The organism is Bacillus sp. THAF10 (genome assembly GCF_009363695.1).
Classification (GTDB): Bacteria; Bacillota; Bacilli; order Bacillales; family Bacillaceae_I; genus Sutcliffiella_A.
On sequence record NZ_CP045403.1, the window covers coordinates 3,970,531 to 3,997,006 of the forward strand.

A 26,476-nucleotide genomic window follows, 5' to 3' on the forward strand; every position below is an offset into this window, starting at 1 on the left:
AGTACACAATCGCATTACATCAGGCAACTACCACAGGTGCGAATGCGTTTTCATTTGAAAAAATGGTGTAATAATTGTAAAATAAGAGATGTAAATTTAAAATTAGGGGGAGTACGATGAAAAAGAAGAGTTTTCTAATTATCTCTATGACTCTAGTTCTATCTCTTTTTCTTGCTGCATGTGGCGGCGGAGAAGGTAACGGCGATGATCCAAAGTTAATGAGCATGCTAACGGGTGGAACGAGTGGTACATACTATCCACTTGGTGGAGCAATGGCAAAGATTATTACAGATGAAACAGGTATTCAAACGGACGCGGTTTCTTCTAACGCATCAGCTGATAACGTAGTTGCGCTTTCTAATGGAGAAGCAGAGCTGGCATTCGTTCAAACGGATGTTATGGCAAATGCAGTTGAAGGAACAAACGCATTTGAAGGGAAAGCAGTAGACAACGTATTGGCAATTGGGTCTCTTTACCCTGAAACGGTTCAAATCGTTACGCTTGCTGATTCTGGAATTACTAGTGTAGAAGATTTAAAAGGTAAGAAGGTTTCTGTAGGTGCACCTGGTTCTGGTACTTACATCAATGCTGAGCAAATCCTAGAGGTTCATGGTATGACAATGGACGACATTGATGCGCAAAACCTTGATTTCGGTGAATCTACTGGTGGAATCCAGGATGGAAACATCGATGCAGCATTCATCACTTCTGGTACACCAACTGGTGCGGTGGATGGATTATCTGCTACAAATCCTGTAAGCATCGTTCCAATTTCAAAGGAAAAAGTAGACGAGCTTGTAGAGAAATATCCATACTATGCAGCTGACACTATTAAAGCTGGTACGTATAACATGGAAAATGAAGTAAATACGGTAGCAGTTCTTGCGATGTTGGCTGTTTCCAAGGACCTTTCTGAGGACCTAGTTTATAAAATCACAAAAGCAATCTATGAAAATACGGATGCAATTTCCCATGCAAAGGGTGAATTCATCACACTTGAAACAGCAACGGATGGAATCGGAATTGATTTCCACCCAGGTGCTAAGAAATACTTTAAAGAAGAAGGTCTACTAGACTAATTCGATACGTACAACGGATTGACCGACACTCTATTTTCTGGTGCTGTCGGTCCTTCTTTTTGATTTTAGTAGGTGGTTTTTTATGAACAAATTGAAGCGTGCTATTATTTTATCCTCTATTACAGTTTTACTTGTAGTGGGGCTATTTTTTATCCCATTTCGAACCGCACTTGTTTTCTATCAACGAAATACAGAAAACATTCAAGCCTATCTCCCCATAAAAGAACAGGAAACATTTCAAATCATCTTCAGACATTCCATTCACTTAACGGATGTGGTGGAAAAGTATCAGGTGAGAGATGACCACCAAATTGTCCAAACCGAAATTGTTTACGAGGAATTCGGGATCGGCATGCCATCCAATGCACAAGATGGAGAAGAGTTTGTATATGAAGATGGTAAATATCATATAAAAAACTTAAACAATGTCTTCCCCTCTATGAATATACGAAACGGGAAAACCGTTTCGAAAAACCGCCTCCTCTGGGGGGAGAACGGCGAAAAGATGGTATGGTTTAACACATACTTTCCCCCAGGAGATTGGTATAATGTAAGAGTAGAAAAATTAACACTGTGGCAGTGTATGAAAGGAATGAAAATAGATGAGTGACATGAAAGATAAAGTAGAGATGACAGCGGAAGAACAAGAAAAGCTCTTGGAAAAATACGACCCAGAAGCGCAAACTCGTAAGCTATCTGGATATGCTGCAAAAGTGATTTTCTTGTTGTTGATTGCTTTTTCTTTGTTCCAGCTCTACACAGGAATTTTCGGGCAACTCACTGCATATTTGCAAAGAACCGTTCACTTAGGCTTTGCCCTTACACTTATCTTCTTGCTATTTCCAGCAAGAAAAGGCTCTGATAAAACAAAGATAGCTTGGTATGATTACATTCTAGTCGGATTAACCATTGTTGTTTGTGGTTATTGGCCAGTCTTTTATGAAACGCTCGTCCAACAAATCGGTAGCATTGATATGGCGCAAACCATTATCGGAGGCTTGGCGATTCTTTTAGTTATTGAAGCAACGAGACGTGCGATTGGACTACCTATCACCATCATCGCTGTGGTGTTTATGATTTATGCATTATTTGGCCCGTATATGCCAGGCATGCTCATTCACAGAGGGTTAAGCCTTACACAATTAATTCAAACGATGTTCTTTACCACAGATGGGATTCTAGGAACACCGTTACAGGTATCATCTACCTATATTTTCTTGTTCTTATTATTTGGTGCATTCCTCGTTCAGACCGGGGTAGGGAACTATTTTAATGATCTTGCAATCTCGCTTGCCGGAAGACGTACTGGTGGGCCAGCAAAGGTCGCGATTTTCTCCAGTGCCCTGCAAGGAACGATTTCCGGAAGCTCGGTTGCGAATACGGTAACAACTGGTTCTTATACGATTCCATTAATGAAACGACTCGGTTATCACCGTAACTTTGCTGGTGCCGTTGAGGCCGCTTCCTCTACCGGTGGACAAATTATGCCACCAATTATGGGTGCCGCCGCCTTCTTAATGATTGAATTTGCGGGAGTACCTTATTGGGAAATCGCGAAAGCCGCGACCATTCCTGCTATTCTTTATTTTTCAGGAATATGGATCATGACGCATCTGGAAGCGAAAAAGCAAGGCTTACATGGACTTCCAAAAGAAGAAATTCCAAGCAAAATGGTCGTATTGAAGAAAATTCATTTATTACTACCTATATTAGTTATTGTCTTCTTATTGTTTAACGGATTTAGTATTGAAAGAACCGCCTTACTAGGTATTTTAAGTGCGATTATTGTGAGCTTATTTAGAAAAGATACAAGAATTACACCTTCGAAATTTATGTTGGCACTTACTTCTGGTGCACGAACAGCGCTAGGCGTTGCAGCAGCGACTGCATGTGCTGGTATCATTGTTGGGGTTGTAACGAAAACAGGTCTTGGACTAAAGCTTGGAAACAGCTTGGTAAGTATGGCTGCTTCTATTACTTCTACTCCTACTCTGTTATTGCTTTTAACGCTGTTCTTTACGATGATTGCTTCGATCATCCTTGGGATGGGTTCACCAACAACAGCAAATTACATTATTACATCAACCATTGCCCTGCCAGCGATCTTAGCGCTGAATGATCAGCTTGAGGTAGCCATTCCGGTGCTTGCTGCACATATGTTTGTGTTCTACTTCGGAATTGTGGCAGATATCACCCCACCTGTTGCACTAGCAGCCTTTGCAGCAACAGGGATTTCTAAAGGTGAACCAATCAGAACGGGAATCAATGCCTCTAAGCTTGCGATTGCGGCATTCATCATTCCGTATATGTTTGTGTTCCAGCCACAACTACTGATGATTGATACGACTATCCCGCAGGTGAGCTGGATACTTGTCACTTCTATCGTTGGGATGATTTCCATCGGTGCCGGCCTCATCGGCTTCTGGTATCGAAAGCTTCATTGGATTGAGCGTATTCTGTCTGTTGCAGTTGGACTTTTACTCATCTATCCTGAGTCGAATACTGACATCTATGGATTTGTAGCATTTGGAATCATGCTCGCTTTACAGATTTTCTGGAAGCGTAAAGATTCTGGAAAAGGTTCCGTTGTAAAAGAAGCATAAGAAAAGAGTGTTTTCGCAAATTTTGCTGCTTCTGCGTATAATTTAGAGCTACGTAATTAACGTTACTGTCGTGCTCTTTTCGGGGAAGAATATTTAAATATGAGATAATTTTTGTTCACTTAAAGATTGGAAAAAGTCTTAAAGCCGACTTTTTCCTTGTTGATAGCAACAATCTTTAAGAAAAGAGCCTAGAAAAAGCCAAATCACTAGGTAGGTTACCTTCCAGTGATTTGGCTTTTTTTACGTGACTTTTTCCAACACGCTAAACAATTTCGCTCTTTTTTTATACTGTTCCTGCGCTTCTTCCACAGAGATTTCTCGAAAACGGAAATTTGTCCCTGGGGGAGCCTGGGCAAGCAAGGAAATATCAGTGGAAATGACGGTTGCTATTCTCGTATATCCACCGGTTGTTTGCCTGTCTGCCATTAAAATAATCGGGTTACCATCAGCAGGTACTTGAATCCCGCCAAGCGGAATGGCTTCTGAGATGATATCAGCAGAAGTCACGTGTTCAAGCGTTGGACCTTTTAAGCGGTAGCCCATTCTGTCAGACTGTGGGGTAATTTGATAGGTGGATGTCAGAAAGGTCTCCACTGCAGCATCTGTAAACGCAGCAAGATGTGGGCCCAAACAAACCCTGATTTCCATTTCCTTTTGGTAGGTAGGAATTTCGTCTGGGTGCAGGGATCGCCCTGTTCTACTGCCGTTTGCTGAGGTCCCGTACAAAATATCTTCCCGTTGAAACGCTCTTCCCTCTAGACCACCGAGGCTTCCCTTTAAAAAGGTTGATTTGCTTCCCATGGCTTCTGGAATCGAAAAGCCTCCTGCCAAGCAAAGATAGGCACGGGCACCTGAAATTGGTTTTCCAAACTCCACAATTTCGCCTTTTTTCACTTTAAAGCTTTTCCACATCGGAGCAGGCTGTCCGTTGACTTTTGGAGACAGGTTCCCGCCACAAATGGCAATGACGACATCTTCAAGCGCCTTTAGCTCTGGTCCCATCAAGGTTACCTCGATGCCCGCTTCTCCTGCAGGATTCCCCACAAGCAGATTGCCGATTTGCAGAGAAAAATCATCCATCGCGCCTGACACCACCACGCCGTATTCCTGAAAGCCTGTTCTGCCTTTATCCTGAAAGGTAGTTAGGAGGCCTGGCTTTGTGACTTTAAATACAGCGCTACTCATGATGCAACACTCCAAAAGGCTCGATGGCAATGTTCTCAGCAAGCAGCGACTCTCTTAAACTTTTAACAAACGCCAATGCCTCTGATTCGTCGCCATGCACACAAATAGTATCTGCTTGAATGGAAATATCCTCCCCATTTACAGCCGTTACTTTGCCTTCATGCAGCATTCGGATCACCCGTTTTACCGCCACATCCGCATCATGTATCATGGCATGAGGTTCTGTTCTTGGTGTCAGCGTTCCGTCAGGCTGATAGGTTCGATCGGCAAAAACCTCCTGTGCTACCTTTAGGCCTACTTGTTCTCCTGCTTTTACGAGCTCACTTCCTGCCAGGCCAAAAAGAACGAGGGATGAGTCAATCGCATAAACCGCTTTTGCGATAGCGATGGCGATTTCCTGATTTTTTGAGGCCATGTTGTAAAGCGCACCATGCGGCTTCACGTGATGCACCCTTGTGCCGTTAACAGTGGCCGCCGCTTGAATTGCACCAATTTGATACACAACCATATTAAAAATTTCATTTGGATGCATGTGGACATTTCTGCGTCCAAAGCCAGCGAGATCCGGGAATCCTGGATGTGCGCCGATAGAGACTCCAAGCTTTGTTGCCTTTTTTACAGTATCCATCAAAACGTTATGGTCTCCTGCATGGTACCCACAAGCGATATTGGCGGAGGAAATGTACTGAAGTACTGCTTGGTCATTTCCGATTGTATAAGCCCCAAAGCTTTCCCCTAAGTCACTATTTAAATCAACCCTACTCATCCTCATCCGCTCCCTTTTCTCTTGTTTTCACGGAGTAGCTGCCATTTTTGATTTGTTCTTTAATGGCTTGGAATTCCTCTTTATCTATCGAAACAAATTGCAAATAATGGCCTGCTTTTAGTAGAATCGGCTCCTCTTCTGTTGGGTCATAGAGCTTGATTGGTGTTTGTCCGATAATCTGCCAGCCTCCTGGGGTTTCAAGCGAATAAACGCCCGTCTGTTCCCCAGCAATCCCAACCGAGCCTGCTGGAATGTTCGGTCGTGGATTTTCCCGTCTTGGTGTAGCAAGCTGTTTATCCATGCCGCCAAGATACGGAAATCCTGGTACAAAGCCCATCATGTAAATGTAGTATTCTTTTTCCGAATGGATGGAGATAACCTCTTCTTCCGTTAAGCCATGGTAGCGAGCGACTTCTCCTAAATCCGACCCTTCTTCTCCACCATACAAGGTCGGAATTTCATACACTTTTGCAGCATGCGTTTCTGGTTCATCTTGTATATTTTCTTTTACTTCAAGTAATCGTTCATGCAATTGTTGATACAATATGGCGTCAGGTTGGTAAAAAATCGTTAAGGTGGTGTAGGCAGGTACCCACTCCATGACGCCTTTTATCGGATGTTTCCGTAAATATTCCGCAAACCTTCTGATTTGTGTGTTCGTTTCTTTTTTTATTTCATCCCCAAATGACAGTTGAATGCCCGTGTCTCCTAGTGGGAAAAACGAAATGTTCAAGCCACTTTCCCCCTCTCTTTTCACCTTAGATAATTAATCTATAGTTTTGTTGATTAGTGTCATGACGAGTAGTGCTTGCTGGGTGGTTCTAGCTGACTGTTCACGGCCAACCGCGCTTCATTCACCTTCCGTTGAGCGCTACTCGCTAATTCTATGAAAATAATTGAGGGAGCTGGTTCATTAGGGTGACACCTGCCAGATAAGCAGTCGCAATAAGCACAATACCTCCGAATATCGTTAGCCATAATGGATGCTGATAGTCTCCAACTACTGATTTTTTGTATGCGGCAATTAACAGTGTCCCAAGTGCTACAGGTAAAATAAGTCCATTAAATGCTCCTGCTAAAATTAACAAGAGAACTGGCTCCCCGATAAAAGCAAAAATGATAGTAGAGACGACAATAAAGCCGATTATAAACCAGGAGTTATGACGGTTGACCGTTTTCGATAATGTTCGTAAAAAAGAAACAGAGGTATATGCCGCACCGACTACAGAGGTGATACCAGCAGCCCACAGAACTATTCCAAACATTTTGTACCCGACCATTCCAGCTGCTTCCATGAAAACGGATGCTGGTGGGTTTGCAGGATCAAGCTTAAAGCCTGTAGATACGACACCAAGTACGGCAAGAAATAGAAAAATACGCATAATGGACGCAATCACAATACCTGATACCGAACTTTTCGTCACCTGGTGGAGATTTTCCTTCCCGCTAATGCCGGCATCTAGTAAACGGTGTCCCCCAGCAAAGGTGATATACCCACCAACGGTTCCTCCAACAAGGGTGATGATGGCAAACACATCAATCTTTTCTGGAACGAAGGTGCGCAAGGCTGCCTCGCCAACCGGGGGATTACTTTTAAATGCTACGTACAACGTTAACAACAGCATCATCAACCCAAGCGCACGAGCAATCTTGTCCATCGCCACTCCCGCTTCTTTGGAGAGGAAAATGGCAATGGCAATAGCGGCAGTAATAATGGCGCCAATTCGGACATCAAGACCGAAGAGTACATTCATCCCCATCCCTGCTCCACCGATATTCCCAACGTTAAAAGCAAGGCCACCTAGTGCCACTGCAAAGGCAAGGAAATAGCCGAGTCCTGGTAACACCATGTTTGCGATGTCCTGTCCACGCTTTTTGGACACGGCGATGATTCGCCACACATTAACCTGCACACCGATGTCTAAAATTATCGACATCAAAATAACGAAACCAAAGCTTGCCAGGAGCTCTTCTGTAAAGACCGCTGTTTGCGTGAGGAATCCGGGACCAACAGCAGACGACCCCATCAAGAATGCTGCTCCTAAAAGAACACTCCAGTTGCTTTTTGGCTTTTGTAAGGAATCATAGGTCCTATTATTATTTTCTGTCATTTTTTAGCCTCCATCTGGTTGTGTTTGCGCTTACTTTTTTTGGTAAATCCTTCAATGATATATTATTCCGCTATATTAACATATAAATGAATTGACTGACAATTTTCGGCCGTATTGTTGTAAAAAATGAAAAGGGTTGACTTGAATGTAATTGGTTTGTAAAAAAGCTTTGATGATCACTCTTGGACTATAGACATAACAAAGCTAATTGCACTTGGGAAAAGCGAGGTAGAAACACACTCTAGACATCAAAAACCCACCTTGTTAAAAGGGATAACTAAGAGAGGCCTACAAAAAAAGAACCCATAATCACCCACGATTATAGGTTCTTGCTCTTCAATTTAAGACGATCTCTTTTTGTTTTGCATGGAGGCCAAGGGTTTTGGCAGTCGATGCATGAATATCTTCGAATAGAGCTGGATTGTCAGAGAGGGATACACCGTAAGAAGGAATCATCTCTTTGATTTTTGCCTGCCATTCGAACATGTGCTGCGGGAAGCATCTTTCCAATACTTCGAGCATGACATGAACAGCTGTAGAAGCACCAGGAGAGGCACCAAGTAAGGCAGCAACAGAGCCATCGGAAGCACTTACCACTTCGGTACCGAACTGAAGCGTTCCTTTGCCTGCGTCTGTATCCTTAATTACCTGCACACGTTGGCCGGCAACGACGATTTCCCAATCCTCCGCTTTTGCATTAGGAACAAATTCGCGGAGCTCTTCCATCCGTTTTTCCTGTGACAGGAGCACCTGCTGAATCAGATACTTCGTTAGCGCCATTTCCTTAAAGCCTGCAGAAAGCATGGTCAGAAGGTTGTTTGGCTTAACAGAGGTAACGAGATCCAGATTGGAGCCTGTTTTCAAGAATTTTGGTGAGAAGCCTGCAAAAGGACCGAACAGTAAGGATTTTTTGTTATCGATATATCGGGTATCAAGGTGAGGCACCGACATTGGCGGCGCGCCGACCTTTGCTTTTCCGTATACTTTAGCATGGTGCTGCGCGACGATTTCTGGATTTTTACATACTAAAAACAATCCACTTACAGGGAAGCCGCCTATTTGTTTGGACTCTGGTATGCCGGTTTTTTGCAGCAAGTGTAAGCTGCCTCCACCACCGCCTATAAAAACAAATTTTGCATGGTGAGATTCGGTCTTTCCAGTTTTTTCGTTTTGCACTTTTACTTCCCAGCCACCGTCGCTATCACGCTTTAAATCTTTTACACTATGATTATAGTTAAGCTCCACGTTTTGCTTTTTTAAACGTTCAAACAGCATGCGTGTTAATGCCCCGAAATTCACATCTGTTCCAGAATCAATTTTTGTAGCAGCTATAGGCTCCTTGGCGGTACGCCCTTCCATCATAAGCGGCATCCATTCCTTGAGCTTGTTTGCATCGGTGGAGAATTCCATTCCTTTAAAGAGCGGATTTGCTGACAGCGCTTCCATCCTATTTTTCAAAAAGGTGACATTATCTTGGCCTTCTACAAAGCTAATGTGAGGAATTGGCATGATAAAGTCTTCTGGTTTTTTGATCATTTTTGTTTGTACAAGATAGGACCAAAATTGTCTGGAGATCTGAAACTGCTCATTCACTTTTACGGCTTTACTAATGTCTACGGTGCCATCTGCCTTCACGGATGTATAGTTAAGCTCACATAAAGCTGCATGCCCTGTTCCAGCATTGTTCCATTCATTTGAGCTCTCTTCTCCGGCGCTTGACAATTTTTCAAACACTTTAATGTTCCATTTTGGTGCTAATTCCTTTAATAATGCCCCTAAGGTTGCACTCATGACTCCAGCACCAATTAAGATAACGTCTGTTTTTTTCTGCGAGTTGCTCATTATTACGTCCACATCCCCTATATTTATAAAAGAGCCAGCACACCTGCATTTGTATAAAAGAGGGTGCTTCACCTAAAACATACTAAATCTATCTTAATTATCATCATATCATAATTTGCAAGAATTTTTTATAGTGGAAATTATCTACTATTATCTGATTATTATAAACGATTTAGCCGGCAGAAAAAAGAGAGAAGTCCTTCCAATTGGCTGTTTTAACCAGCGCAGACAATCCTGTCTCTCCCACTATCCTTAGCTTCATAAAGCAGCATGTCCACTTTTTCCACAAGCTGACCAGGATTTTCTCCGTTCTGTTTTGCCATCCCAAAGCTCATCGTGACTGAGAACGTCTCTTCTTTACATTGGAAAAGATGAGATGCAACCGCTTGCTTAATCTCCTCTAGCACCTCGGTTACTTCTGATTGTCGCTCATAATAGAGAATCAGTGCGAACTCTTCTCCACCATACCGGAATACCTTTCCATGTTTTTCAGGGACAAAAGATGATAGTATATCTCCAATTTGTCGCAACACCCTATCTCCCATCACGTGGCCATATTTATCGTTAATTGACTTAAACTTATCAATGTCTGTGAGCGTCAGATAAAAATCCACGCCATTGTCTAAATCTTTTCGCAGGCATTCCTGAAAAGAACGATGGTTTAATAGATTGGTAAGGTAATCGCGGTTGGCCGCTTCCACCAACATGCTGTTCTCGGAATGATGCTTCCGTTCTCTCGAAACAATAATTCCGCATAACCCGCCAATTAAAAGCAAGAATAACACGGCACTAAAATAGTCAATGAACGGGTGAAGAGAAGTGGCTTCCTCTCTCTGCATGAAAAAAATGATCGAGTACACGAGCGTAAATAAGCCCGCTGCAATCATTCCGCCAAGAAATCTCCAATAGACTGCCACATGCAAAATAATTAAGTAGGCTAGCGGAAAAAGTGGACTTGCGAGGCCACCAGTTAAGGGAATAAGGGCAGAAAAGGCAATAAAATCAAAGACTGGCCCACCCTTTGTCATGGTGGTATACATTTTTGAACCCTCAGGGGATTTATGTAAATAGTAATCAGAAAAGCCCATATAGATGAAACCGAAGATAACGAGTAGCACAAATAACATTAGCTTCTGGAAGTCAGGTTGCGCCACATATTGAATACTGAAAACCACAATTGACAGCACTAAAAAAAACCAGCGCAACGAAGAAAAAATCACTTCAAGAGCATGGTGTGATTGGTACGCACGATCTAGCAAAGCTTTCATTCCGTCCACATCCTGTAAAATACTTTTACCTTTTTACATTATAAAGGAAAAATGGAGGGAAGCTACTATATTTTGCTTAGAAAATGGAGTTTGTTTAGGAATACGAAAGATGATGGGGAAGCATGGGGTCCGGATTGGATACCTATATGGGGTATTTACAGCGGTGATTCAGCGAATATCTAAATATATCAGCGAAAACGGATGGGAATGTGGCGAAAATTTTATTTATTCAGCGGAAAGTTCACTTATTTTCAGCGAATAAAAAGATATTTCAGCGAAAGCCTCCATCCGCTTCTATTTTAAATTGCATATACCCCTACAGGTTGAATGTTGACCGTAGAACTGAACACCTGAAGGGGGATGGAAAAATGGGGTTGGCTCAAACTCGCCACTACTCTTCCTTCACCATTTTCCCAATATAAAACACATAGCATTGCCGGTCCTCGTCGATTTCTGTGGAGTCTACGTGACATTCGCCAACGCCTGGGATGTGCACAACATCTTTTAGCAAGAATTTGAGTGCCTGCCAATGACTTTCTAGGGCTTCCGTATGAAGAAGCGGCATGTCCTGAAGGTATTTAAATTCACGAAATTCCATGTGGATGCCCTCAGGATACGTTTTTTCTTTATAAAAATTTCTAGCCAAATCGTCTCTTTCCACAGTCAACGTCTCGGTATTGTTATTTACTGTACCTTCATTGCATACTAATTTGTATTGAACACCATTTTTAATGAAGTAGGTACAAAGCTGGCGCGCGTAAATCTCGTCCTCGCTGATGCTGCCTTTTTTGTATTCATAGATGGGTTCGTAGCTTCCTCGGTCGTGTAAATAATAAATTAATTCCACTCGGATACACCTGCTTTTTTTAGAATTGTCCTGTCCTTCCATCATAGCAAAAAACCTGCGAAAATATTAAAATATTTCCCCTTTTATTTCCTTTTTTTGTTACTATTAGTTTAGTTGATTTTTGTAAGCTCTTTTCTCAAAGCTTGTTGCTGTTTTCATGAAAAAAGTTGAACTTTTTTCCCCACTTTCACGAAAAGAGCACGACATCAAATGTCGGTACGTGTCTTAGAACGATGCGAAACAGCAACCACTTTTGCGAAAAAAGCTATTTTGCAGGAAAGGAGTAGGCCTTATGACAAAAACGAAGAAAGTATTAACGAGTGTTTCTGCTACGATATTTGCGTTAGGAATGACTGGTTGTGGATCAGAGGAAGACACCTTGCCAGAAGTCCCATCGGATGATCGTTGTCAGGAGTATGAATGGGATAACGAAGAGGGCGTTTATGTTTGTGATGATGATGATTCAGATTATTATCGTAGCTATTATCACGGCGGCAGTTTTTTTAAGAACAAATCCGCGTTAAAAAATAATTCTTCCTATAAAAGTTATCGGAACAGCACCACCTTTAAATCGAATACTTCAACGAGTAAAGGCTTCGGCAGCGGCTCATCTTTTTCTGGAGGATGAGGGAAATGAGTAGGCATGTAAATCAGACAACACGAGATGATTTTTATGGAAGGTATCCTACTTTTTGGAGCAATTTATATGGTCAGGAATATGCCCTTTTCACACTTCATGAGATTGAATCAGAGGAAGCAGCTCACATTCGCCAAGTAACCTATAGAGTGGGCCGAATTTTTTCCAAGATGGCGAAGCTGCTGCGAAAGCTCGATGAGGATACGCTACTGGAGCTTGGATATCCGAAAGAGACCTTGCCGTATCTAAAAATAAAGACTACGGAAGCAGAGTCCGTTATCTCGCGTGTGGATCTGGTGAAAACGAAGGATACATATAAAGTGTTAGAGATTAATAGTGACACCCCAACGTTTATTAAAGAGTTGTTTCATATCAATGGGGAAGTGTGTAAGGAGCTACAGCGCGAGAATCCGAACAATCAAGAAGAGGAACGTTTGGGAAAAAGCGTTAAGAATGCTATTTTTGAAAGCTATCAGGATTTAGGGAAAAAGGATTTTCCAAACATTGTTTTTACGTCTCATGAAGAGAATTTCGAGGACAAACAAACGGTGTTGTACTTAATGGATATTTGTAAACTTCCTGCTCGGTATGTTCCTCTTCATAAGCTGCAAATTGCAGATGGTGAGGCGCTTCTTGATGAGGAAGGCAGCGTGATTGATGTCCTTTACCGTCAGACGTTTCCGATTGAATCGCTTATTCTTGATAAGGATGCGGAAACTGGGGCAAGTGTTGGACTCCAATTGTTAGAGCTTGTTCGTCTGAAAAAGCTTGCTGTCGTCAATCCCTTGAGTGCTTTCTTGCTTCAGTCTAAAGCGGTGCAAGCCGTAATTTGGGGACTTCATGAACAAAAAAGCGATTATTTTACAGAAGAGGAGCATCAGTGGGTCCGTGAGTATTTTCTCGCCACCTACCTTGAGCCTTCACCGTTTCTTGCCTCGGGGACAAAGTATGTGGAGAAACCGACGTTTGGCAGAGAAGGTGATTCGGTTAAAATTTTCGCGCCAACTGGTGAAAAAGTAGAGGAAGATCCGAACAATAGCTATATCGACTATGTGCAGGTGTATCAGGAGTATATCGACCTGCCGGAGGTTTCATTTCAAATAAACCATGAGGAAAAACAGGGCCATATGATGATTGGTACTTTCCTTGTGAATGAACAAGCAAGTGCATTTGGCTACCGTATTGGCAAACAAATCATCGATAATTTATCTTACTTTTTGCCTGTGGGGCTTAAAGAAACGAAGGAGTGAAAGAAATGGGCAGCTATTTAGCGTCTTTTGGGATGTATGCAGGAACAGCATTTGTTCTCTTATTTGTTGGTTTATTTTTATTTGATTTAACCTCAAGAAATGAAAAAATCAAAAAGGTGGGGCAAGGAAATACAACGGCCGCACTTGTTATGGGTGGAAAGCTTCTCGGATTGGCTTTTGTCATTGGGTCTGCGATCGCACACTCTGTCTCCTTCTTGGACATGGTAATTTGGGGAGTCATCGGGATTATCGCCCAAATCGTGTTTTACGTGCTAGCTGAAGTAGCAACGATTAATTACAGCATTAAGGAAGCCATCAACGAAGACCGCGTATCTGTCGGGATTTTGCTCATGATGTTCTCGCTTTCGATTGGTTGGATTATTGCTAGTTCGTTGACGTACTAAAAATAAAGAGCTGCTCAGAAGGTTGGAAATTAGCCAACTTTCTGAGCAGCTTTTTTTGATATTTTGGGTGAATGGGGACAGCAGAGGATGGATTTCCTGCTTTGTTGTCTCCATTTGGACTCTATGAAGACATTAGCACTTCCTGTTGGCCTTTTGTTGTCCTCATTTGGCCTCTATGAAGACATCTCTGCTTCCGGGGCTTCCTCTGGTGTCCTCATTCCGACTCTATGGAGACATCTCGACCTCAGGGGCTTCCTCTGTTGTCCTCATTCCGACTCTATGGAGACATCTCTGCTTCCCGGGCTTCCTCTGTTGTCCTCATTCCACCTCTATGAAGACATCTCGACCTCGAGGGCTTCCTCTGTTGTCCTCATTCCGACTCTATGGAGACATTTCTGCTTCAGGGGCTACCTCTGTTGTCCTCATTCCACCTCTATGAAGACATCTCCACCTCGAGGGCTTCCTCTGTTGTCCTCATTCCATCTCTATGAAGACATCTCGACCTCGAGATCAACCTCTGTTGTCCTCATTCCGACTCTATGAAGACATCTCTGCTTCCGGGGCTACCTCTGTTGTCCTCATTCCACCTCTATGAAGACATCTCCACCTCGAGGGTTACCTCTGTTGTCCTCATTCCACCTCTATGAAGACATCTCGACCTACGGGGCTACCTCTGTTGTCCTCATTCCGCCTCTATGAAGACATCTCCACCTCAGGGGCTACCTCTGTTGTCCTCATTCCCCCTCTATGAAGACATCTCCACCTCGAGATCAACCTCTGTTGTCCTCATTCAGCCTCTATGGAGACATCTCCACCTCGAGGGCTACCTCTGTTGTCCTCATTTCGCCTCTATGAAGACATCTCGACCTCGAGATCAACCTCTGTTGTCCTCATTCCACCTCTATGAAGACATCTCCACCTCGAGATCAACCTCTGTTGTCCTCATTCCGACTCTATGAAGACATCTCGACCTAGAGATCAACCTCTGTTGTCCTCATTCATCTCAACATACCCCTCTACCTAAGCTCAACCCACCTTAAATTTCGCTTCATAGGTGTCCTTATCACAAATAATATAAAGCTTCGCACCGCTCGGAATTTTCTCATCGAGCCTTCTGTTGATGTTCAAATCTTTCCCGTTGGACAATAAGGTTGCCCCTTTTTCAAGAATTTCGTGGAAGGCTTGCTTGTAGGTGCTCCAAGATGGGTCTGCCGTAATTTCATAGACATTATCGCCGTGCATTCTGCTTGTTAATTGTCTAAATAGATGGGTTGAACCATTATACAGGGTGGCCTTTGCCATCAGGCGTGATGCCGTTTCCCCAGAGATCACGAACTCATCTACCTTGGCGTGGGAGAAATTCGGGATACTTTTTTCCTTGCGAATTTCCACGATCGTATAAACATTGCGGTTATGTAAGGTTGAGAGTCTTTCAACGGAGGAAGCAACTAGCAAGGTCTTCCCGTCAGAAAGCGATGCATCCTCAATTGTGTCATCAGAGAAAATCGTCACAGATTTTGCCTCTAAGACATTAGCTTGTAATAGCACGCTATCCTCGCTCGCATCTCCTTGCACATAATCAATCTCTAAATCTCCCGGTTTCGTTTTCTTCGTATCAATTAGCACAATTGGCGCGTTTGGATTATCCTCTCGAATCTCCTCAATTGTTTTAGCTGTTTTCTCTGTCCAGCCAACAAAAATAAAATGATTCGTCTTCTTGCTATTCAATTTCCCTTCCTCCTTTAAGCGTTGATACAACGACAAAAGATTAACAACCTTTCCAATCAACACCCCTATTAGTCCAATACCAAAAACAAATAAAAACATTGCAAAAATTTTCCCTGGCACGGTGGCTGGTGAAACATCTCCATATCCCACCGTTGTTACGGTCGTCATCGTCCACCAAACTCCCTCAAAAAAAGTGGGAAACGTGTCTGGCTCTAACGCATGTATGACAAACGAACTCCCAGCAATGACAAGAAAAGAAACTAGCACAATCCCAAAATTGTTCGTTTTCATCATGTTTTTAAAGAAACGTTGCAAAATCCACACTTAGAAGGTTCCTCCTTTACTTTTTCTCTTTCTCTATTTTAGCATTTATCTTTACTACTTTAGTAGGGGGAGAAAGGTTTCAGTTTTCGTTGCGAATAGACTGATTTTAGAAAGGTTCTTGAGGATTTTCAGTGAAAGTTAGGTCGGTTCCTATACCCCTAGTAGGTATATACACGTGTGATTCAGCGAAAATCTAAATATATCAGCGAAAACAGGGGGGATTCTGGCGACAATCACATTTTTTCAGCGATCATTCACCTATTCAAGCGAAAATAAAAATAATTAAGCGAATCCATTTTTTATCAGCCTTTTTCATTGGGTATACCCCCACCTTTTTTGCTTTCCACCCTTGCTTTAGTTGCACCAATTAACAGTCCAATTCCAAGCAACACCAGCAACATCCCCAACCACGAGGTGCCACTTAAACGTTCCCCTAATAAGAAAACCCCTAGCATGGCCGCCGTTAATGGTTCTCCTAAGGCCAAGGTCACTGCCGTAGAAGAGGAAACGTGCCTCATCCCTTTGGCGAACAATAAATAGGCGATGCCTGTTGCCATAATGCCAAGGTGAAGGCTAACACTTATGCCTCGACTACTCGCTATCCAAGAAAGATCAAACATAAATAATAGTGGAAGTAAAAACACAGCACTAAGCGTGAACACTACAGCCACGACAGCTAACGAAGAATAGTTACCTACTAAGTTACGGCTGACAATCGCATAAATGGCAAAGGATAAACCGGCCCCTAGCGCCATCACCAATCCAACAGGGTCAACCATGACAGATTCTTTGTTCAAAAACAGCAGCATGCACCCGAAGATGGACAAAAAGGTCGACATCCACCACACCCTATTCGGACGCCTTTTTAAGAAAATCCATTCCATCAAACCCGATAAAATGGGAGCACTACCGATTGCAACCACGGTCCCAATAGCGACCCCAGTTTTCGTTACGGCTGAGAAAAACAACGGCTGATACATTGCCATGCTAAGGGCGGCGACAATCGTTGCTTTTAGAGGCCAATTTTTCAAGCTTAATTTTCCTGTAACTAGAACTAGCAGTAGTAAAAAGATGCCGCCAACAGCTAAGCGGACAGCGCCAATGGCAACGGGATGTGCGGATACGGGGGCAAATGCCTGAGCGGTTCCAGTTGTTCCCCAGAGCAAGGCTGCCATTAAAATAAGAAAGGGGGCTATTTTTTCGTTCACAAATACTCACTCCAATAAAAAAAGAATAGTTAAACCTAGCATAGAAAATCTCGCTCCAATTTTCTTTACCAAGTTTAATATTCTTTTTATCCTTTATGAAGCGTTCTGAATGTTTGCGGCGGCACTCCTTCTGTGCGGCCAAACCAGCGGGTAAAGGAGGATGCATTCTCAAAGCCCAGCTCCTCACTGATTCTTGACATCGACCATCCACTAGAAAGTAACAGATGTTTTGCCTCCTTCAAGCGAAGCTCCGATACATAGGCTTTCAGGCTTTTCCCCGTACGTTTTTTAAACCAGGCAGAATAATAAACTGGATGATAATGCTCCATTTCCGCTAGCGTTTCTACCCTTAAGGCTTCCTTATAGTGGTTATGAAGATAGTCAATGGATACCGGATTAGCGTGTTGAAGCTTGCTGGTCACATATCTCGTTAAATCTCCTAAGGCCGACTTGTTATCCTGCCTTCCCGCCTCCTCCAATAGCAAATAGCGTATGGATGTCCATTGCTGATCCAAAGGAAGATACATACTGCTCGTACCTTCGGGTAAAAGGTACGTCGGCACATCCAAGATTAAAAATTCATTCCGATCCTCGGAACGAAAGTGATGATCGTAGGTTGGAGGCAGATAAAAAAAGGAATCAGGTTTCAGGTTAATCTCCTGCCATTCTGTCTGAATATCCAACGAGCCTTGTAACGGAAACAAAAACTGCCCATATTCATGCTGGTGGGAGGTTAGCTCTCTCTTATAAGACCTCTTTTCACAGGTGAGTTGGTGCATGTGAATTCCTCCTTTATTGGGACGAGGGACCTGTCCGAGACTACTGAAAAAGGGGCTTTTTTATAAGCTGTTAAGCACAACGGTTTCGTCTTTCACTTTTTTTCACAGGAAATACCAATATATTGGAAAATAATCCGGGACTTAGTCCCTTTTTAGAGGATAGTATTGCTGCTATCCTCTTTAAATTTACGGCTAATGCAGTTAACTTGGCTTGTAAGGCCATGCTTTTTAGATCGTACCATTTGGCACGATCTAATCCATGGAAATTTTTCATCTCGCCATTTTTCCATTCTTGGCAAGCTCTTTTCCTGTATTCTTCTTTAAACTCATCCATTTTTTGTTCCTGGCTGTATTGATAAAATTCTGGAGTATTTATTCCCAATTCTAATACTCTACCTATTGTCTTACCAGTAATACAAACCTCTCGGATGGGACAGTGTCGACATTGTTCTTTTTCAAAGTAATATTTGTAAGCCTGTCGGTGCTTACCTTTCTTATGATGCTTTCGTATAGTGTTATTGCCCTGGGCACAGAACCACTCATCTGAGTCTTTATTATAACTAAATAAATCTTCATCAATTTTATAAGCCATTTCACTGACTGGTATGTAGGACTTAGCCTCAATTTCTTTAATTTTATCGAGTATCGGTCTTCGAAAATAAGCTTTATCACCATATACCTTTTCTATCTTTAAGCCACTCTTTTTCGTTAACTCTATTAAATCATCAAAGTTCTTTCCATCCACATAAGCTCCATCATCCACATGAACAGCTGTAATAATTCGGTCTTCTGTTGTAATCATAAATTCTGTTTTGTAACCAAAAAAATGAGAGGTTTTACTCTTATGCCCAACTCTAGCGTCCTGGTCTACAATGGACCGAACGCCTTTTTGCTTCATAAATTTAGGGTCCGAAACGATAGCTTTGGCATTTTCAAGTAGTGCCTTAACTTTTGGAGAATTCTCCAAACTAATTGTTTTTTCTACTTTCTGAATAGTTTCATCGAGGTAGGATTTCATGACAGCTTTAGCTTCTTTATTATTTTCTATCTCTTTATAGTTTGGAATGTCTTGATTAATTTCCTCCGGAACTTCACCACATTCCTTCTCCACCGTCTTGAAAATCTTTTTTGCCAATCTTTTCATGACTCTTTCAGCCGTACACTTAAAAGTGTTTGCCTCTGTATGGGTGGTATCAATGCTTATACCAGATCCTTCTAGAATCCCTTTGTCCACGCATTGCCTTATTATCTCTACAATAACTTCATCAACCGTTAGGTTGCCCTCTAATTTATTTTTACGAAATTTTGTTAACAGACTGGAATGAGGAAGATCATCATCTGGGTTTACACCTAAGAAATACATGTAAGCAAGGTTTAAAGAAGCATCTAAAATCACTTGCTCATCTGAGAGGTTATATAGATATTTAAGTACTAACAGTTTTACCATAAGTTCAGGTTCTTTGGCAGGACGGCCATAATATTTACAATATGATTTCTCAAGAGCCTCATTGATAAAACTGAAATCAATTTCGTCTTTGAGTAATTTGAGTTTATGATTTTTAGGGATTTTATTGTATAATACTGAGTAGATGCTTAATTGCATATCCTTGTCTTTAAGCATAAAAGAAAACCTTCCTTCTCTTTGATTAATTGGTTCTTGGTCGATTCAATTATATCAAATTTAGGAAGGTTTTCTTTTTTTTATTTATCATTTTACATTTTTTAGGTTGAGTTTTTCAGCGGTCTCGACCTGTCCCCGTGTCCCCCGTGTCCCCTTAGTCCCGCAACAACCTCATACTATTTACAATAACCACCAACGCGGCCCCTGTATCACTTAACACGGCCATCCATAAGGTGAGATCTCCTGTGAAAATCAGGATGAGGGCGGCAAGCTTGGTAAGTAGGGAAAACCACACGTTTTGCTTGATGATGGTTAAGGCTCTTCTACTCAGCGAAATCGTATGAGGGAGCTTTTCAAGATTATCGGCCATTAACACGATGTCGGCGGTTTCCATGGCGGTATCTGTGCCGGCTCCACCCATGGCGATACCTAAATCTGCAGTAGCCAGGGCAGGAGCATCATTGATTCCATCCCCTACCATCGCGACTTGTTTGCCTTCTTTTTGAAGCTTTTTCACGGCTTCTACTTTTTCCTCAGGCATTAATTCTGCAAAATAACGATCGACCCCTGTTTGGGAGGCTATTTTCTTGGCGGTTCCTTCGTTATCACCAGTCAGCATGACCATTTCATCGATTCCCACTTGCTTTAAGGTTTCAATCGCCTGTACGGTGATGGCACGAATGGCATCAGAAACGGCGATAATTCCGAGGACCTCTGATTGTGTTCCAACGAGAATCAGTGTGTTTCCTTCCTGCTGAAGCTGTTTGATTTGGCTAGCAATCCCGGACAAGGATACTTGTAATTCTTCAAACAATTTAGGATTCCCAACATAATACACTTGCTCATTTATGGTCGCCTGAGCACCTTTTCCGACGATGGTTCGGAAAGTATCACCAATTAGTGCTTGAATTTCTTTTTCTACAGCATAAGCAGTAATTGCTTTTGCAATCGGGTGATTGGAGTGCTCTTCAATGGTACGTGCGATGCTAAGCAGTTCTTTTTCTGTATTTTTTAGCGTAATAACCTGCGATACTTTTGGTTTCCCTTCCGTTAAGGTACCTGTTTTGTCAAAGGCGATTGCAGTAATAGCTCCTGCTTTCTCTAGGAAGGTACCTCCTTTAATCAGCACCCCATTTTTAGCAGCATTGCCAATCGCAGAGACGATGGCGACTGGGGTAGAGATCACGAGTGCACATGGACATGCTACAACAAGTAAAGCTAACCCTTTATAGGCCCATTCTGCCCACGTTCCAAAGCCAAGTAGTGGTGGCCCAATCATGATGACTAATGCGATACCAAAAACAATAGGGGTATAAATGCTTGCAAAACGGTCGACAAAGGCTTGGGTCGGCGCCTTTTTCTCTTGTGCTTCTTCTACAAGGTGAATAATTTTCGCAATGGCGGTATCCTCCACAAGCTTGGTTATTCGAACCTCTAACGACCCATTTTCGTTAACTGTTCCCGCATAAACCGTGTCACCAACCGCTTTATCGACCGGAATGGATTCACCTGTTATCGGAGCCTGATTGACCGTGGAAACACCGGAAACAATTGCCCCATCCAACGGAATTTTTTCTCCAGGTTTCACCACAATGGTGTCGCCAACGGATACCTCTTCGACTGGCATACGTACCAGATTATTGTCTTTTTTGACTAACGCTTCTGATGGAGCCAAATCCATTAAACTGCGGATGGAGTCTCTTGTTCGTTCAATGGACTTGTTTTGAAGCGTATTGCCTAAAGCAAACAGCCATACCACAGTTGCCCCTTCAAACCATTCGCCAATCAGCGCTGCGCCAATTGCCGCTGCTGACATCAGGACGTTCATATCTAGTGATTTACTCTTTATTGCAAAGTAGGCACTTCTCACTGGTTTATATCCACCTACAACGATGGCCGCCGCATAGAAAAGCGTGACTAGAAAACTGCTAAGCCCTGTATAGGACCCGATAAACCCAATCGCTAAAAATATCCCCGAGATGGCGGTTAACGGAATTTCTTTTCTCTTTTCAGTTGGGGCAGCGCCACCTTTTGTGATAGGGCTTGCCGTGAATCCCGCTCTGCTCACTTCTTTCATAATCTCTTCATTCGATGTTTCATGAACAATCTGCATTTTTCCTGTTGAAAAATTTACACGCACGTCTTTTATTGCTGCATTGGTGCTAAGGTGTTTCTCAATGGTTGCTGCACAAGCGCCGCAGTCCATTCCCTCTATTCGGAAGGTATGCACTTGATTCGAACCTGATGTAATGGAAAGAGGTTCGATTGGAGAATTTGCTGCTTTTTCCCCACAACAACTGGACTCCTTTGAATCGGTACAGCAGGAAGAGGCGTGCTGCGTTACTTCGATTGGAAGAGAAGCCTCTTGTTTATTTCCATTATTTGAACAACAACTATTCGTTTTGGTTTGATCTGTTGACATAGCTCTCACCCTTCGTCTAGTTTCTGGCTGTCTATTTTTGATCGATTTCTTCTTTGGAATGTATTAACGCTATCGAAACAAGCTGATGAATATGGTCATCTGCTAAGGAATAAAAGACCAACTTCCCTTCTTTACGGTACTTCGCTAAGTTCATGTTTTTTAACATCCGCAGATGATGGGAAGCAGTGGCCGTGGAGGATCCAATAATATTGGCAACATCACACACACATAGTTCCTTCTCTAGCGTTAACGCATAGGCTATCTTAAGTCTGGTGGGATCGGAAAGTGCTTTGAAAATTAACTCCACACCGTTCACTTCTTCTACTCTATTTTTTAGGGTGTTTACTTTAGGTTCATCAAAACAAAAGGTCTCACATGTATCCTTTTCAGCAGTTGGAGCCAATTTTTCTGACATGTATCTTCACTCCCATTCAAACGTTCGTTTGATTATTAGTTCTACGACTATCGTATGCCACCTTTTTAAAATTGTCAAAGGTTTATTCAAATATTCTTTTGAATGATAAATAAAAAAAAGGAAAAAACGCAATCGTCTTTTCCTTTTTTTTATCCAATTTTTATTCCTGATACAATTTTTTCTGCTGCCTGTCTTGCTCCAGATATGTTTCTGGCAATTGGGCCAATCTGTAGTTCAGCTAGCGCTCCTGTCACATAGAGTCCTTCTGCCCATTCCAAATGGGACGAAACAATTGGGTATCCGCACTCCGCACATTTTAGCTTTTCCCTTTTAATTAATGGGGTAATCCACTCTTTCCCTGGAAGAGTGGGCACAAAACCAGTGGCTAAAATGATGGTCTTTGCAAATAGTTCTTTTCCTGTTTTCGTTTCCAACAAGGTCCCTTCTTCTACTAGATTGAACGAATCAATTTCTTCGTCCATCCAGTCAAGGTGTCCTTTTTTCTTCAGGTGAATTAGCTTTATATGAAGATCCTGTGTGATGGATCCACGATGTCTAGCATCTACAATTTCCTTCCGTCGTCTTGAGTAATCCGTATTTTTCCGAAAGGAGATCTGGTTTTTGGGGCCAAGCCATCCTGGATCACTATCAAATAGCTTTACTCTGAAAGGATGTCTTTTTACCATCGTTACCTCTCCTGGGAACAGGGCTGCCAGCTTATTGGCAAGATGAGCTGCCGTCATCCCCCCGCCAATTACCGCAATTGGACCCGTTAAAGAAGGAATGTCCAAGGAATCTTCAAAAATATGGTGAATGTTTTTTCCCTCTTTCCTTAACTCGAGTGCCCATTCAGGCCAGGAAGGTTGCTCTCCGATACCAATGGCGATGATAATATTTTTAGCTTCCATCGTGTTTCCTTCATCATCTATAATCTGCCAATGTTGATTTTTCTTTTTTACCTCTGTTACTCTGCCCTGTATCCAGCATTCATGTAGTTTTAAATCCTGATACAAATGATCACAATGCTTATTAAATAGCGCTAGGGATGGCCGTTGATAACGCCCATAAAAAGAGTCCTCAGAGAATTGTTTCGAGAAATTTCTCAAACCGGATGGATTTATATCCATATGATGAACGGCAGGTGACCTTAAATATGGCATGGAAATAGTGTCTGTCCATCGTTTCCAGTTTTCCAGCGGTTTCTTATGTGGATCAATGATACGCAGTTTTGAAGTCGTCGTTTTGTTGCTTTGGAGAAGGTAGGTAGCGGAAGTCATTCCCTGCACTCCCCCACCAATAATAATCCAATCAAACATCGTTGGTTCACCTCGTTAAATCGTAACAATTACGATTTTATAGTTAAAAAAATTTATAAAGGGAGCCGAGTAGCACTCCTATAATTGATAACTTTTATCATCAAAGTATATAGTGTACTAATGAAAATTTCAATATACAAAACGTAATAATTACTATTTATAAAATGGATGAAAAAAGGTGACCTTTTAGTAGGGTCACCTTACGTTTACATCTTATTTATCCAAAAGCTTATATTTCTCTTTTAAAGAAGCTGGTGCCATTTTGACCAGTCGCTCTAACACAAAGGTGATTATGACAATGTCATCAACTGCACCAAACAACAATACATAATCTGGGATCAGGTCAAAAGGGAAAACGACGTACCCGAGCAGAAGCACAAACCCCGTTATTTTTTTCGTCCCTGATACTTCCCTTGACCTAAAATAGTCCACGAGAAAGGGAATGAACCTCCAGAACGTAAATACGAAGCGCAACCGCTTGAGCACTTTTCTCATCCTTCTCCCCACCTTTTCACTAGGTTAAACTTCATAAAGTATACTACACAATAGGAAAATGTCTATTGCCATCTCTCCAATTTATGAAGGTTTTTCACATACCATCCTGCCATAAACTTTGGAAATCCCATATCTATGCATTTCGTTTTTACGAATTGTTTCATTTCCTCTACTGACATATCCTTTTGGGTGAACTCTCCTTCTTGATAGCAGTGCTTACAGTACATGGCGCTTTTTGCTTGGTTATCTTCTGTACCGCGATCATCGCTTTTCTTTAAAGGCATGGCACAGCTTTGGCACTTTTTATATTCTTTCATCGTTTCACCTCTTGTCTTTATTTACACTTCTAATGCTTTGTATATTTTTTTGACTCTTTTTAGTTGCGGCGCAGTAAGATATTTTTCTCTTTTTTGTAGCACATCCAAAAACGCTGCTTTGTTATCCGCTGTTACGGCAATCAGGGTGCTCTCAGCATGCTGGGGAATTTCCTTAGGTCTACAATTCTCTAAGTGCTCTAGCAGGTAAGGAAAGATCCTTCTACAATTTTTATTATCGACAGCTGCGAGCTTTGCAAGTGTCAGCACACCCTTATCATTCGTAATAACAGAGCCGTTTTTCATAGCACGAATGATGGTTTCATAATGAGCCATAATCGTCTCCGAGGCTACCTCTGCAATGGTAGTTATTGCCGTCATAGCGCCCCACACCAAACGGTTATTACGGCTATTTAGCAGTTCTATGAATATAAGCTCATATTGGCTGATAAGCTCTGGCTTCACTTGACCAATTTCGTATAATACTTTGATACAGTCGTGTTGTATCTTTTTGTCCTTGTTCGATAGATGATGGACAACTTCTTCAATTCCCTCGTGATTTTCTTCCTCTGCTAGCCTATGGGCAAGTTCGATATTAGGCTCTTCATCGTTACGGCCTTGCTGTGAAGCTACTAAGTGCAAAATGGTCATGCTACTCCTTCCTTTCTTTGTGTTTCTATTCACTACACTAGCACATGTAATCAGACACCTTTATGTCGTATATCTATCAAAAATTTTTTTGGCCCGATCCTTCATGATGTCCCTAATATGTTGTGGTCCAAGGACTTCCACCTGATCTCCTAAGCTTAGGATCATTCGATAAATCCATTCGTCCTCAGGAAACGTTTCCGTCACATAAATCCACCCATCATCACGGAAGTCCAGTCCTTCAAAATCTAAAAAATCCTCAAGTTCATTTAAGGCTTGCTGTGTAACCCTAATGCTCAAAGTCACCATTTCACGTTCATGCTGATAAAAGTTATATTCCTTAACTTGTCCACGATGTTCTATTGCTAAATTGGTGAGTGTTACGTTTCTCATACGGCCTAACTTGAATAGTCGATACTCCTCTCTTAATGTACAAAAGGAATACACATACCATTTGTTTATTTTTAAAATCAAGGTTATTGGCTCGATTTTACGTTCGGTGGCGTTCCCATTGATATCAATGTATTCAAAAGAAACTACTTTTTTTGACTCAATCGCTTGTTTGATTATCTGCACTTTTTCTATTCGTTTTTCCGTCGGTCCCCACCCACCGAAGTCTAAAAAAATAGGAGCTTGATTTATTGGATTTGCATTTGTTTTTATAGAAGAAAGCTTTTCAATAATTTGCTTTAACTGTTTGTCATCGTAGCTTTTATATACTCCATGTAAGGCAGTAAGCAGCAACTCGTGCTCGATATCATTAAATAGACCTGTACTGATTTTATAGTCTTCTAAAATCCCATAGCCGCCATTGGACCCTTTATAGGAGACGATGGGGATTCCTGCCATGTTAATGGAGTCCATGTCTCGTTGAATGGTTCGGACAGAGACTTCAAATTCCTCTGCAAGCTCTTTCGCTGTTACTCTATTTTTGTTTAACAATTTTATTATAATTGCAAGTAATCTCTCGACTTTCATACACTATCTCCCCCAAATCCTCATCCGTCTCCTTCTATCATATATTATGATGAGATAGGCTTCGGAAAGTAAAGATAACTTTGGTTGCAACGTTTAAAAAGCCAGTTAAAGCGGTGTTTTAAGGCAAAAAAATAGTGACCTGATTTAGAGGTCACCATTACTTTTAGTTATGATAAAAAGCTCGTGCCGAAATGAGTGGAGTTGATGCCAAAACACACCGAGTTCGTGCCAAAAAG

At 42.0% G+C, this 26,476-nt stretch carries 23 protein-coding genes and 1 pseudogene; 6 read left to right on the forward strand and 18 right to left on the reverse strand.

The genetic code is table 11. From position 1 onward, the window contains the following. Positions 1–116 precede the first annotated feature (116 nt). The 3 genes from FIU87_RS20230 to FIU87_RS20240 all read left to right on the forward strand — a co-directional run bounded on the left by FIU87_RS20230 (position 117) and on the right by FIU87_RS20240 (position 3,682). Positions 117–1,079 carry a TAXI family TRAP transporter solute-binding subunit gene (locus tag FIU87_RS20230; protein WP_152446253.1) on the forward strand — a complete coding sequence of 321 codons (963 nt, stop codon included), beginning with the start codon at positions 117–119 and terminating at the stop codon, positions 1,077–1,079. An 82-nt stretch (positions 1,080–1,161) separates the two neighbouring features. Further along, on the forward strand, positions 1,162–1,689 hold the full coding sequence (locus tag FIU87_RS20235) for a DUF1850 domain-containing protein (RefSeq protein WP_152446254.1): 528 nt from the start codon (positions 1,162–1,164) through the stop codon (positions 1,687–1,689). Beyond that, positions 1,682–3,682: a TRAP transporter permease gene (locus tag FIU87_RS20240; protein ID WP_152446255.1), complete on the forward strand. Its 2,001-nt coding sequence runs from the start codon at positions 1,682–1,684 to the stop codon at positions 3,680–3,682. The genes FIU87_RS20235 and FIU87_RS20240 overlap by 8 nt, the downstream gene beginning before the upstream one ends. 240 nt (positions 3,683–3,922) lie before the next feature. Here FIU87_RS20240 and FIU87_RS20245 read toward each other — a convergent pair whose 3' ends face one another. The 7 genes from FIU87_RS20245 to FIU87_RS20275 form a co-directional block, all read right to left on the reverse strand. Then, positions 3,923–4,867 carry a 5-oxoprolinase subunit C family protein gene (locus FIU87_RS20245; RefSeq protein ID WP_152446256.1) on the reverse strand — a complete coding sequence of 315 codons (945 nt, stop codon included), beginning with the start codon at positions 4,865–4,867 and terminating at the stop codon, positions 3,923–3,925. After that, positions 4,860–5,633 (reverse strand): LamB/YcsF family protein, encoded by a 774-nt coding sequence (pxpA, locus tag FIU87_RS20250; protein ID WP_152446257.1) that lies wholly within the window; start codon positions 5,631–5,633, stop codon positions 4,860–4,862. The genes FIU87_RS20245 and pxpA overlap by 8 nt, the downstream gene beginning before the upstream one ends. Further along, positions 5,626–6,366, reverse strand: a complete 741-nt coding sequence (pxpB, locus tag FIU87_RS20255; RefSeq protein ID WP_152446258.1) for a 5-oxoprolinase subunit PxpB — start codon at positions 6,364–6,366, stop codon at positions 5,626–5,628. The genes pxpA and pxpB overlap by 8 nt, the downstream gene beginning before the upstream one ends. A 151-nt stretch (positions 6,367–6,517) precedes the next feature. After that, positions 6,518–7,744: an NRAMP family divalent metal transporter gene (locus FIU87_RS20260; protein WP_152446259.1), complete on the reverse strand. Its 1,227-nt coding sequence runs from the start codon at positions 7,742–7,744 to the stop codon at positions 6,518–6,520. Positions 7,745–8,080: 336 nt separating this feature from the next. Next, a complete protein-coding gene (locus tag FIU87_RS20265; protein WP_152446260.1) occupies positions 8,081–9,586 on the reverse strand; it encodes a malate:quinone oxidoreductase in 1,506 nt (501 codons plus the stop codon). Positions 9,587–9,801: 215 nt separating this feature from the next. After that, positions 9,802–10,854, reverse strand: a complete 1,053-nt coding sequence (locus tag FIU87_RS20270; RefSeq protein ID WP_152446261.1) for a GGDEF domain-containing protein — start codon at positions 10,852–10,854, stop codon at positions 9,802–9,804. Between the two features lie 391 nt (positions 10,855–11,245). Continuing rightward, the gene (locus FIU87_RS20275) at positions 11,246–11,746 is read right to left on the reverse strand and encodes an RNA helicase (protein ID WP_216647520.1); all 501 of its coding nucleotides are present in this window, start codon (positions 11,744–11,746) and stop codon (positions 11,246–11,248) included. Positions 11,747–11,993: 247 nt separating this feature from the next. On the opposite strand from FIU87_RS20275, the gene FIU87_RS20280 reads away from it, so the two are divergent. The 3 genes from FIU87_RS20280 to FIU87_RS20290 are packed head-to-tail and all read left to right on the forward strand — an operon-like array spanning position 11,994 to position 13,992. Further along, positions 11,994–12,329 (forward strand): aminotransferase yhxA, encoded by a 336-nt coding sequence (locus tag FIU87_RS20280; RefSeq protein WP_152446263.1) that lies wholly within the window; start codon positions 11,994–11,996, stop codon positions 12,327–12,329. A 5-nt stretch (positions 12,330–12,334) separates the two neighbouring features. Further along, entirely contained in the window at positions 12,335–13,588 is a 1,254-nt protein-coding gene (locus tag FIU87_RS20285; RefSeq protein ID WP_152446264.1) for a glutathionylspermidine synthase family protein, read from the forward strand. Positions 13,589–13,593: 5 nt separating this feature from the next. Then, positions 13,594–13,992 carry a DUF350 domain-containing protein gene (locus FIU87_RS20290; protein WP_152446265.1) on the forward strand — a complete coding sequence of 133 codons (399 nt, stop codon included), beginning with the start codon at positions 13,594–13,596 and terminating at the stop codon, positions 13,990–13,992. A gap of 1,026 nt (positions 13,993–15,018) precedes the next feature. Here the strand turns inward: FIU87_RS20290 and FIU87_RS20295 are convergent. The 11 genes and pseudogenes from FIU87_RS20295 to FIU87_RS20345 form a co-directional block, all read right to left on the reverse strand. Then, positions 15,019–16,044, reverse strand: a complete 1,026-nt coding sequence (locus FIU87_RS20295) for an ion channel (protein WP_152446266.1) — start codon at positions 16,042–16,044, stop codon at positions 15,019–15,021. Between the two features lie 302 nt (positions 16,045–16,346). Then, complete coding sequence (locus FIU87_RS20300) at positions 16,347–17,252, reverse strand: EamA family transporter (protein WP_152446267.1); 906 nt, start codon at positions 17,250–17,252, stop codon at positions 16,347–16,349. Between the two features lie 86 nt (positions 17,253–17,338). Next, on the reverse strand, positions 17,339–18,031 hold the full coding sequence (locus tag FIU87_RS20305; RefSeq protein ID WP_152446268.1) for a helix-turn-helix transcriptional regulator: 693 nt from the start codon (positions 18,029–18,031) through the stop codon (positions 17,339–17,341). 151 nt (positions 18,032–18,182) lie between these two features. Then, positions 18,183–19,652 (reverse strand): annotated as a pseudogene (locus FIU87_RS20310) (IS1182 family transposase); the annotation flags it as partial. A gap of 154 nt (positions 19,653–19,806) precedes the next feature. Beyond that, a complete protein-coding gene (locus FIU87_RS20315; RefSeq protein ID WP_152446269.1) occupies positions 19,807–22,074 on the reverse strand; it encodes a heavy metal translocating P-type ATPase in 2,268 nt (755 codons plus the stop codon). 31 nt (positions 22,075–22,105) lie between these two features. Then, positions 22,106–22,489 carry an ArsR/SmtB family transcription factor gene (locus FIU87_RS20320; RefSeq protein ID WP_152446270.1) on the reverse strand — a complete coding sequence of 128 codons (384 nt, stop codon included), beginning with the start codon at positions 22,487–22,489 and terminating at the stop codon, positions 22,106–22,108. 149 nt (positions 22,490–22,638) lie between these two features. Continuing rightward, complete coding sequence (locus tag FIU87_RS20325) at positions 22,639–23,805, reverse strand: FAD/NAD(P)-binding protein (RefSeq protein WP_152446271.1); 1,167 nt, start codon at positions 23,803–23,805, stop codon at positions 22,639–22,641. 213 nt (positions 23,806–24,018) lie between these two features. Beyond that, entirely contained in the window at positions 24,019–24,300 is a 282-nt protein-coding gene (locus FIU87_RS20330; protein ID WP_152446272.1) for a YkvA family protein, read from the reverse strand. Between the two features lie 62 nt (positions 24,301–24,362). Next, the gene (locus FIU87_RS20335) at positions 24,363–24,617 is read right to left on the reverse strand and encodes a zinc ribbon domain-containing protein (protein WP_152446273.1); all 255 of its coding nucleotides are present in this window, start codon (positions 24,615–24,617) and stop codon (positions 24,363–24,365) included. 21 nt (positions 24,618–24,638) lie between these two features. Continuing rightward, positions 24,639–25,265 carry a hypothetical protein gene (locus tag FIU87_RS20340; protein ID WP_152446274.1) on the reverse strand — a complete coding sequence of 209 codons (627 nt, stop codon included), beginning with the start codon at positions 25,263–25,265 and terminating at the stop codon, positions 24,639–24,641. 60 nt (positions 25,266–25,325) lie between these two features. Then, the gene (locus tag FIU87_RS20345; protein WP_152446275.1) at positions 25,326–26,240 is read right to left on the reverse strand and encodes a helix-turn-helix transcriptional regulator; all 915 of its coding nucleotides are present in this window, start codon (positions 26,238–26,240) and stop codon (positions 25,326–25,328) included. Between the last annotated feature and the right edge of the window lie 236 nt (positions 26,241–26,476).

What these genes read in the sequence shown, in the direction of transcription:
- FIU87_RS20230 (WP_152446253.1), top strand. Translation starts at nt 117, where the DNA reads ATGAAAAAGAAGAGTTTTCTAATTATCTCTATGACTCTAGTTCTATCT.
- FIU87_RS20235 (WP_152446254.1), top strand. Translation starts at nt 1,162, where the DNA reads ATGAACAAATTGAAGCGTGCTATTATTTTATCCTCTATTACAGTTTTA.
- FIU87_RS20240 (WP_152446255.1), top strand. Translation starts at nt 1,682, where the DNA reads ATGAGTGACATGAAAGATAAAGTAGAGATGACAGCGGAAGAACAAGAA.
- FIU87_RS20245 (WP_152446256.1), bottom strand. Translation starts at nt 4,867, where the DNA reads ATGAGTAGCGCTGTATTTAAAGTCACAAAGCCAGGCCTCCTAACTACC.
- pxpA (WP_152446257.1), bottom strand. Translation starts at nt 5,633, where the DNA reads ATGAGTAGGGTTGATTTAAATAGTGACTTAGGGGAAAGCTTTGGGGCT.
- FIU87_RS20260 (WP_152446259.1), bottom strand. Translation starts at nt 7,744, where the DNA reads ATGACAGAAAATAATAATAGGACCTATGATTCCTTACAAAAGCCAAAA.
- FIU87_RS20265 (WP_152446260.1), bottom strand. Translation starts at nt 9,586, where the DNA reads ATGAGCAACTCGCAGAAAAAAACAGACGTTATCTTAATTGGTGCTGGA.
- FIU87_RS20270 (WP_152446261.1), bottom strand. Translation starts at nt 10,854, where the DNA reads ATGAAAGCTTTGCTAGATCGTGCGTACCAATCACACCATGCTCTTGAA.
- FIU87_RS20275 (WP_216647520.1), bottom strand. Translation starts at nt 11,746, where the DNA reads ATGATGGAAGGACAGGACAATTCTAAAAAAAGCAGGTGTATCCGAGTG.
- FIU87_RS20280 (WP_152446263.1), top strand. Translation starts at nt 11,994, where the DNA reads ATGACAAAAACGAAGAAAGTATTAACGAGTGTTTCTGCTACGATATTT.
- FIU87_RS20285 (WP_152446264.1), top strand. Translation starts at nt 12,335, where the DNA reads ATGAGTAGGCATGTAAATCAGACAACACGAGATGATTTTTATGGAAGG.
- FIU87_RS20290 (WP_152446265.1), top strand. Translation starts at nt 13,594, where the DNA reads ATGGGCAGCTATTTAGCGTCTTTTGGGATGTATGCAGGAACAGCATTT.
- FIU87_RS20305 (WP_152446268.1), bottom strand. Translation starts at nt 18,031, where the DNA reads ATGCACCAACTCACCTGTGAAAAGAGGTCTTATAAGAGAGAGCTAACC.
- FIU87_RS20315 (WP_152446269.1), bottom strand. Translation starts at nt 22,074, where the DNA reads ATGTCAACAGATCAAACCAAAACGAATAGTTGTTGTTCAAATAATGGA.
- FIU87_RS20320 (WP_152446270.1), bottom strand. Translation starts at nt 22,489, where the DNA reads ATGTCAGAAAAATTGGCTCCAACTGCTGAAAAGGATACATGTGAGACC.
- FIU87_RS20325 (WP_152446271.1), bottom strand. Translation starts at nt 23,805, where the DNA reads ATGTTTGATTGGATTATTATTGGTGGGGGAGTGCAGGGAATGACTTCC.
- FIU87_RS20330 (WP_152446272.1), bottom strand. Translation starts at nt 24,300, where the DNA reads ATGAGAAAAGTGCTCAAGCGGTTGCGCTTCGTATTTACGTTCTGGAGG.
- FIU87_RS20335 (WP_152446273.1), bottom strand. Translation starts at nt 24,617, where the DNA reads ATGAAAGAATATAAAAAGTGCCAAAGCTGTGCCATGCCTTTAAAGAAA.
- FIU87_RS20340 (WP_152446274.1), bottom strand. Translation starts at nt 25,265, where the DNA reads ATGACCATTTTGCACTTAGTAGCTTCACAGCAAGGCCGTAACGATGAA.
- FIU87_RS20345 (WP_152446275.1), bottom strand. Translation starts at nt 26,240, where the DNA reads ATGAAAGTCGAGAGATTACTTGCAATTATAATAAAATTGTTAAACAAA.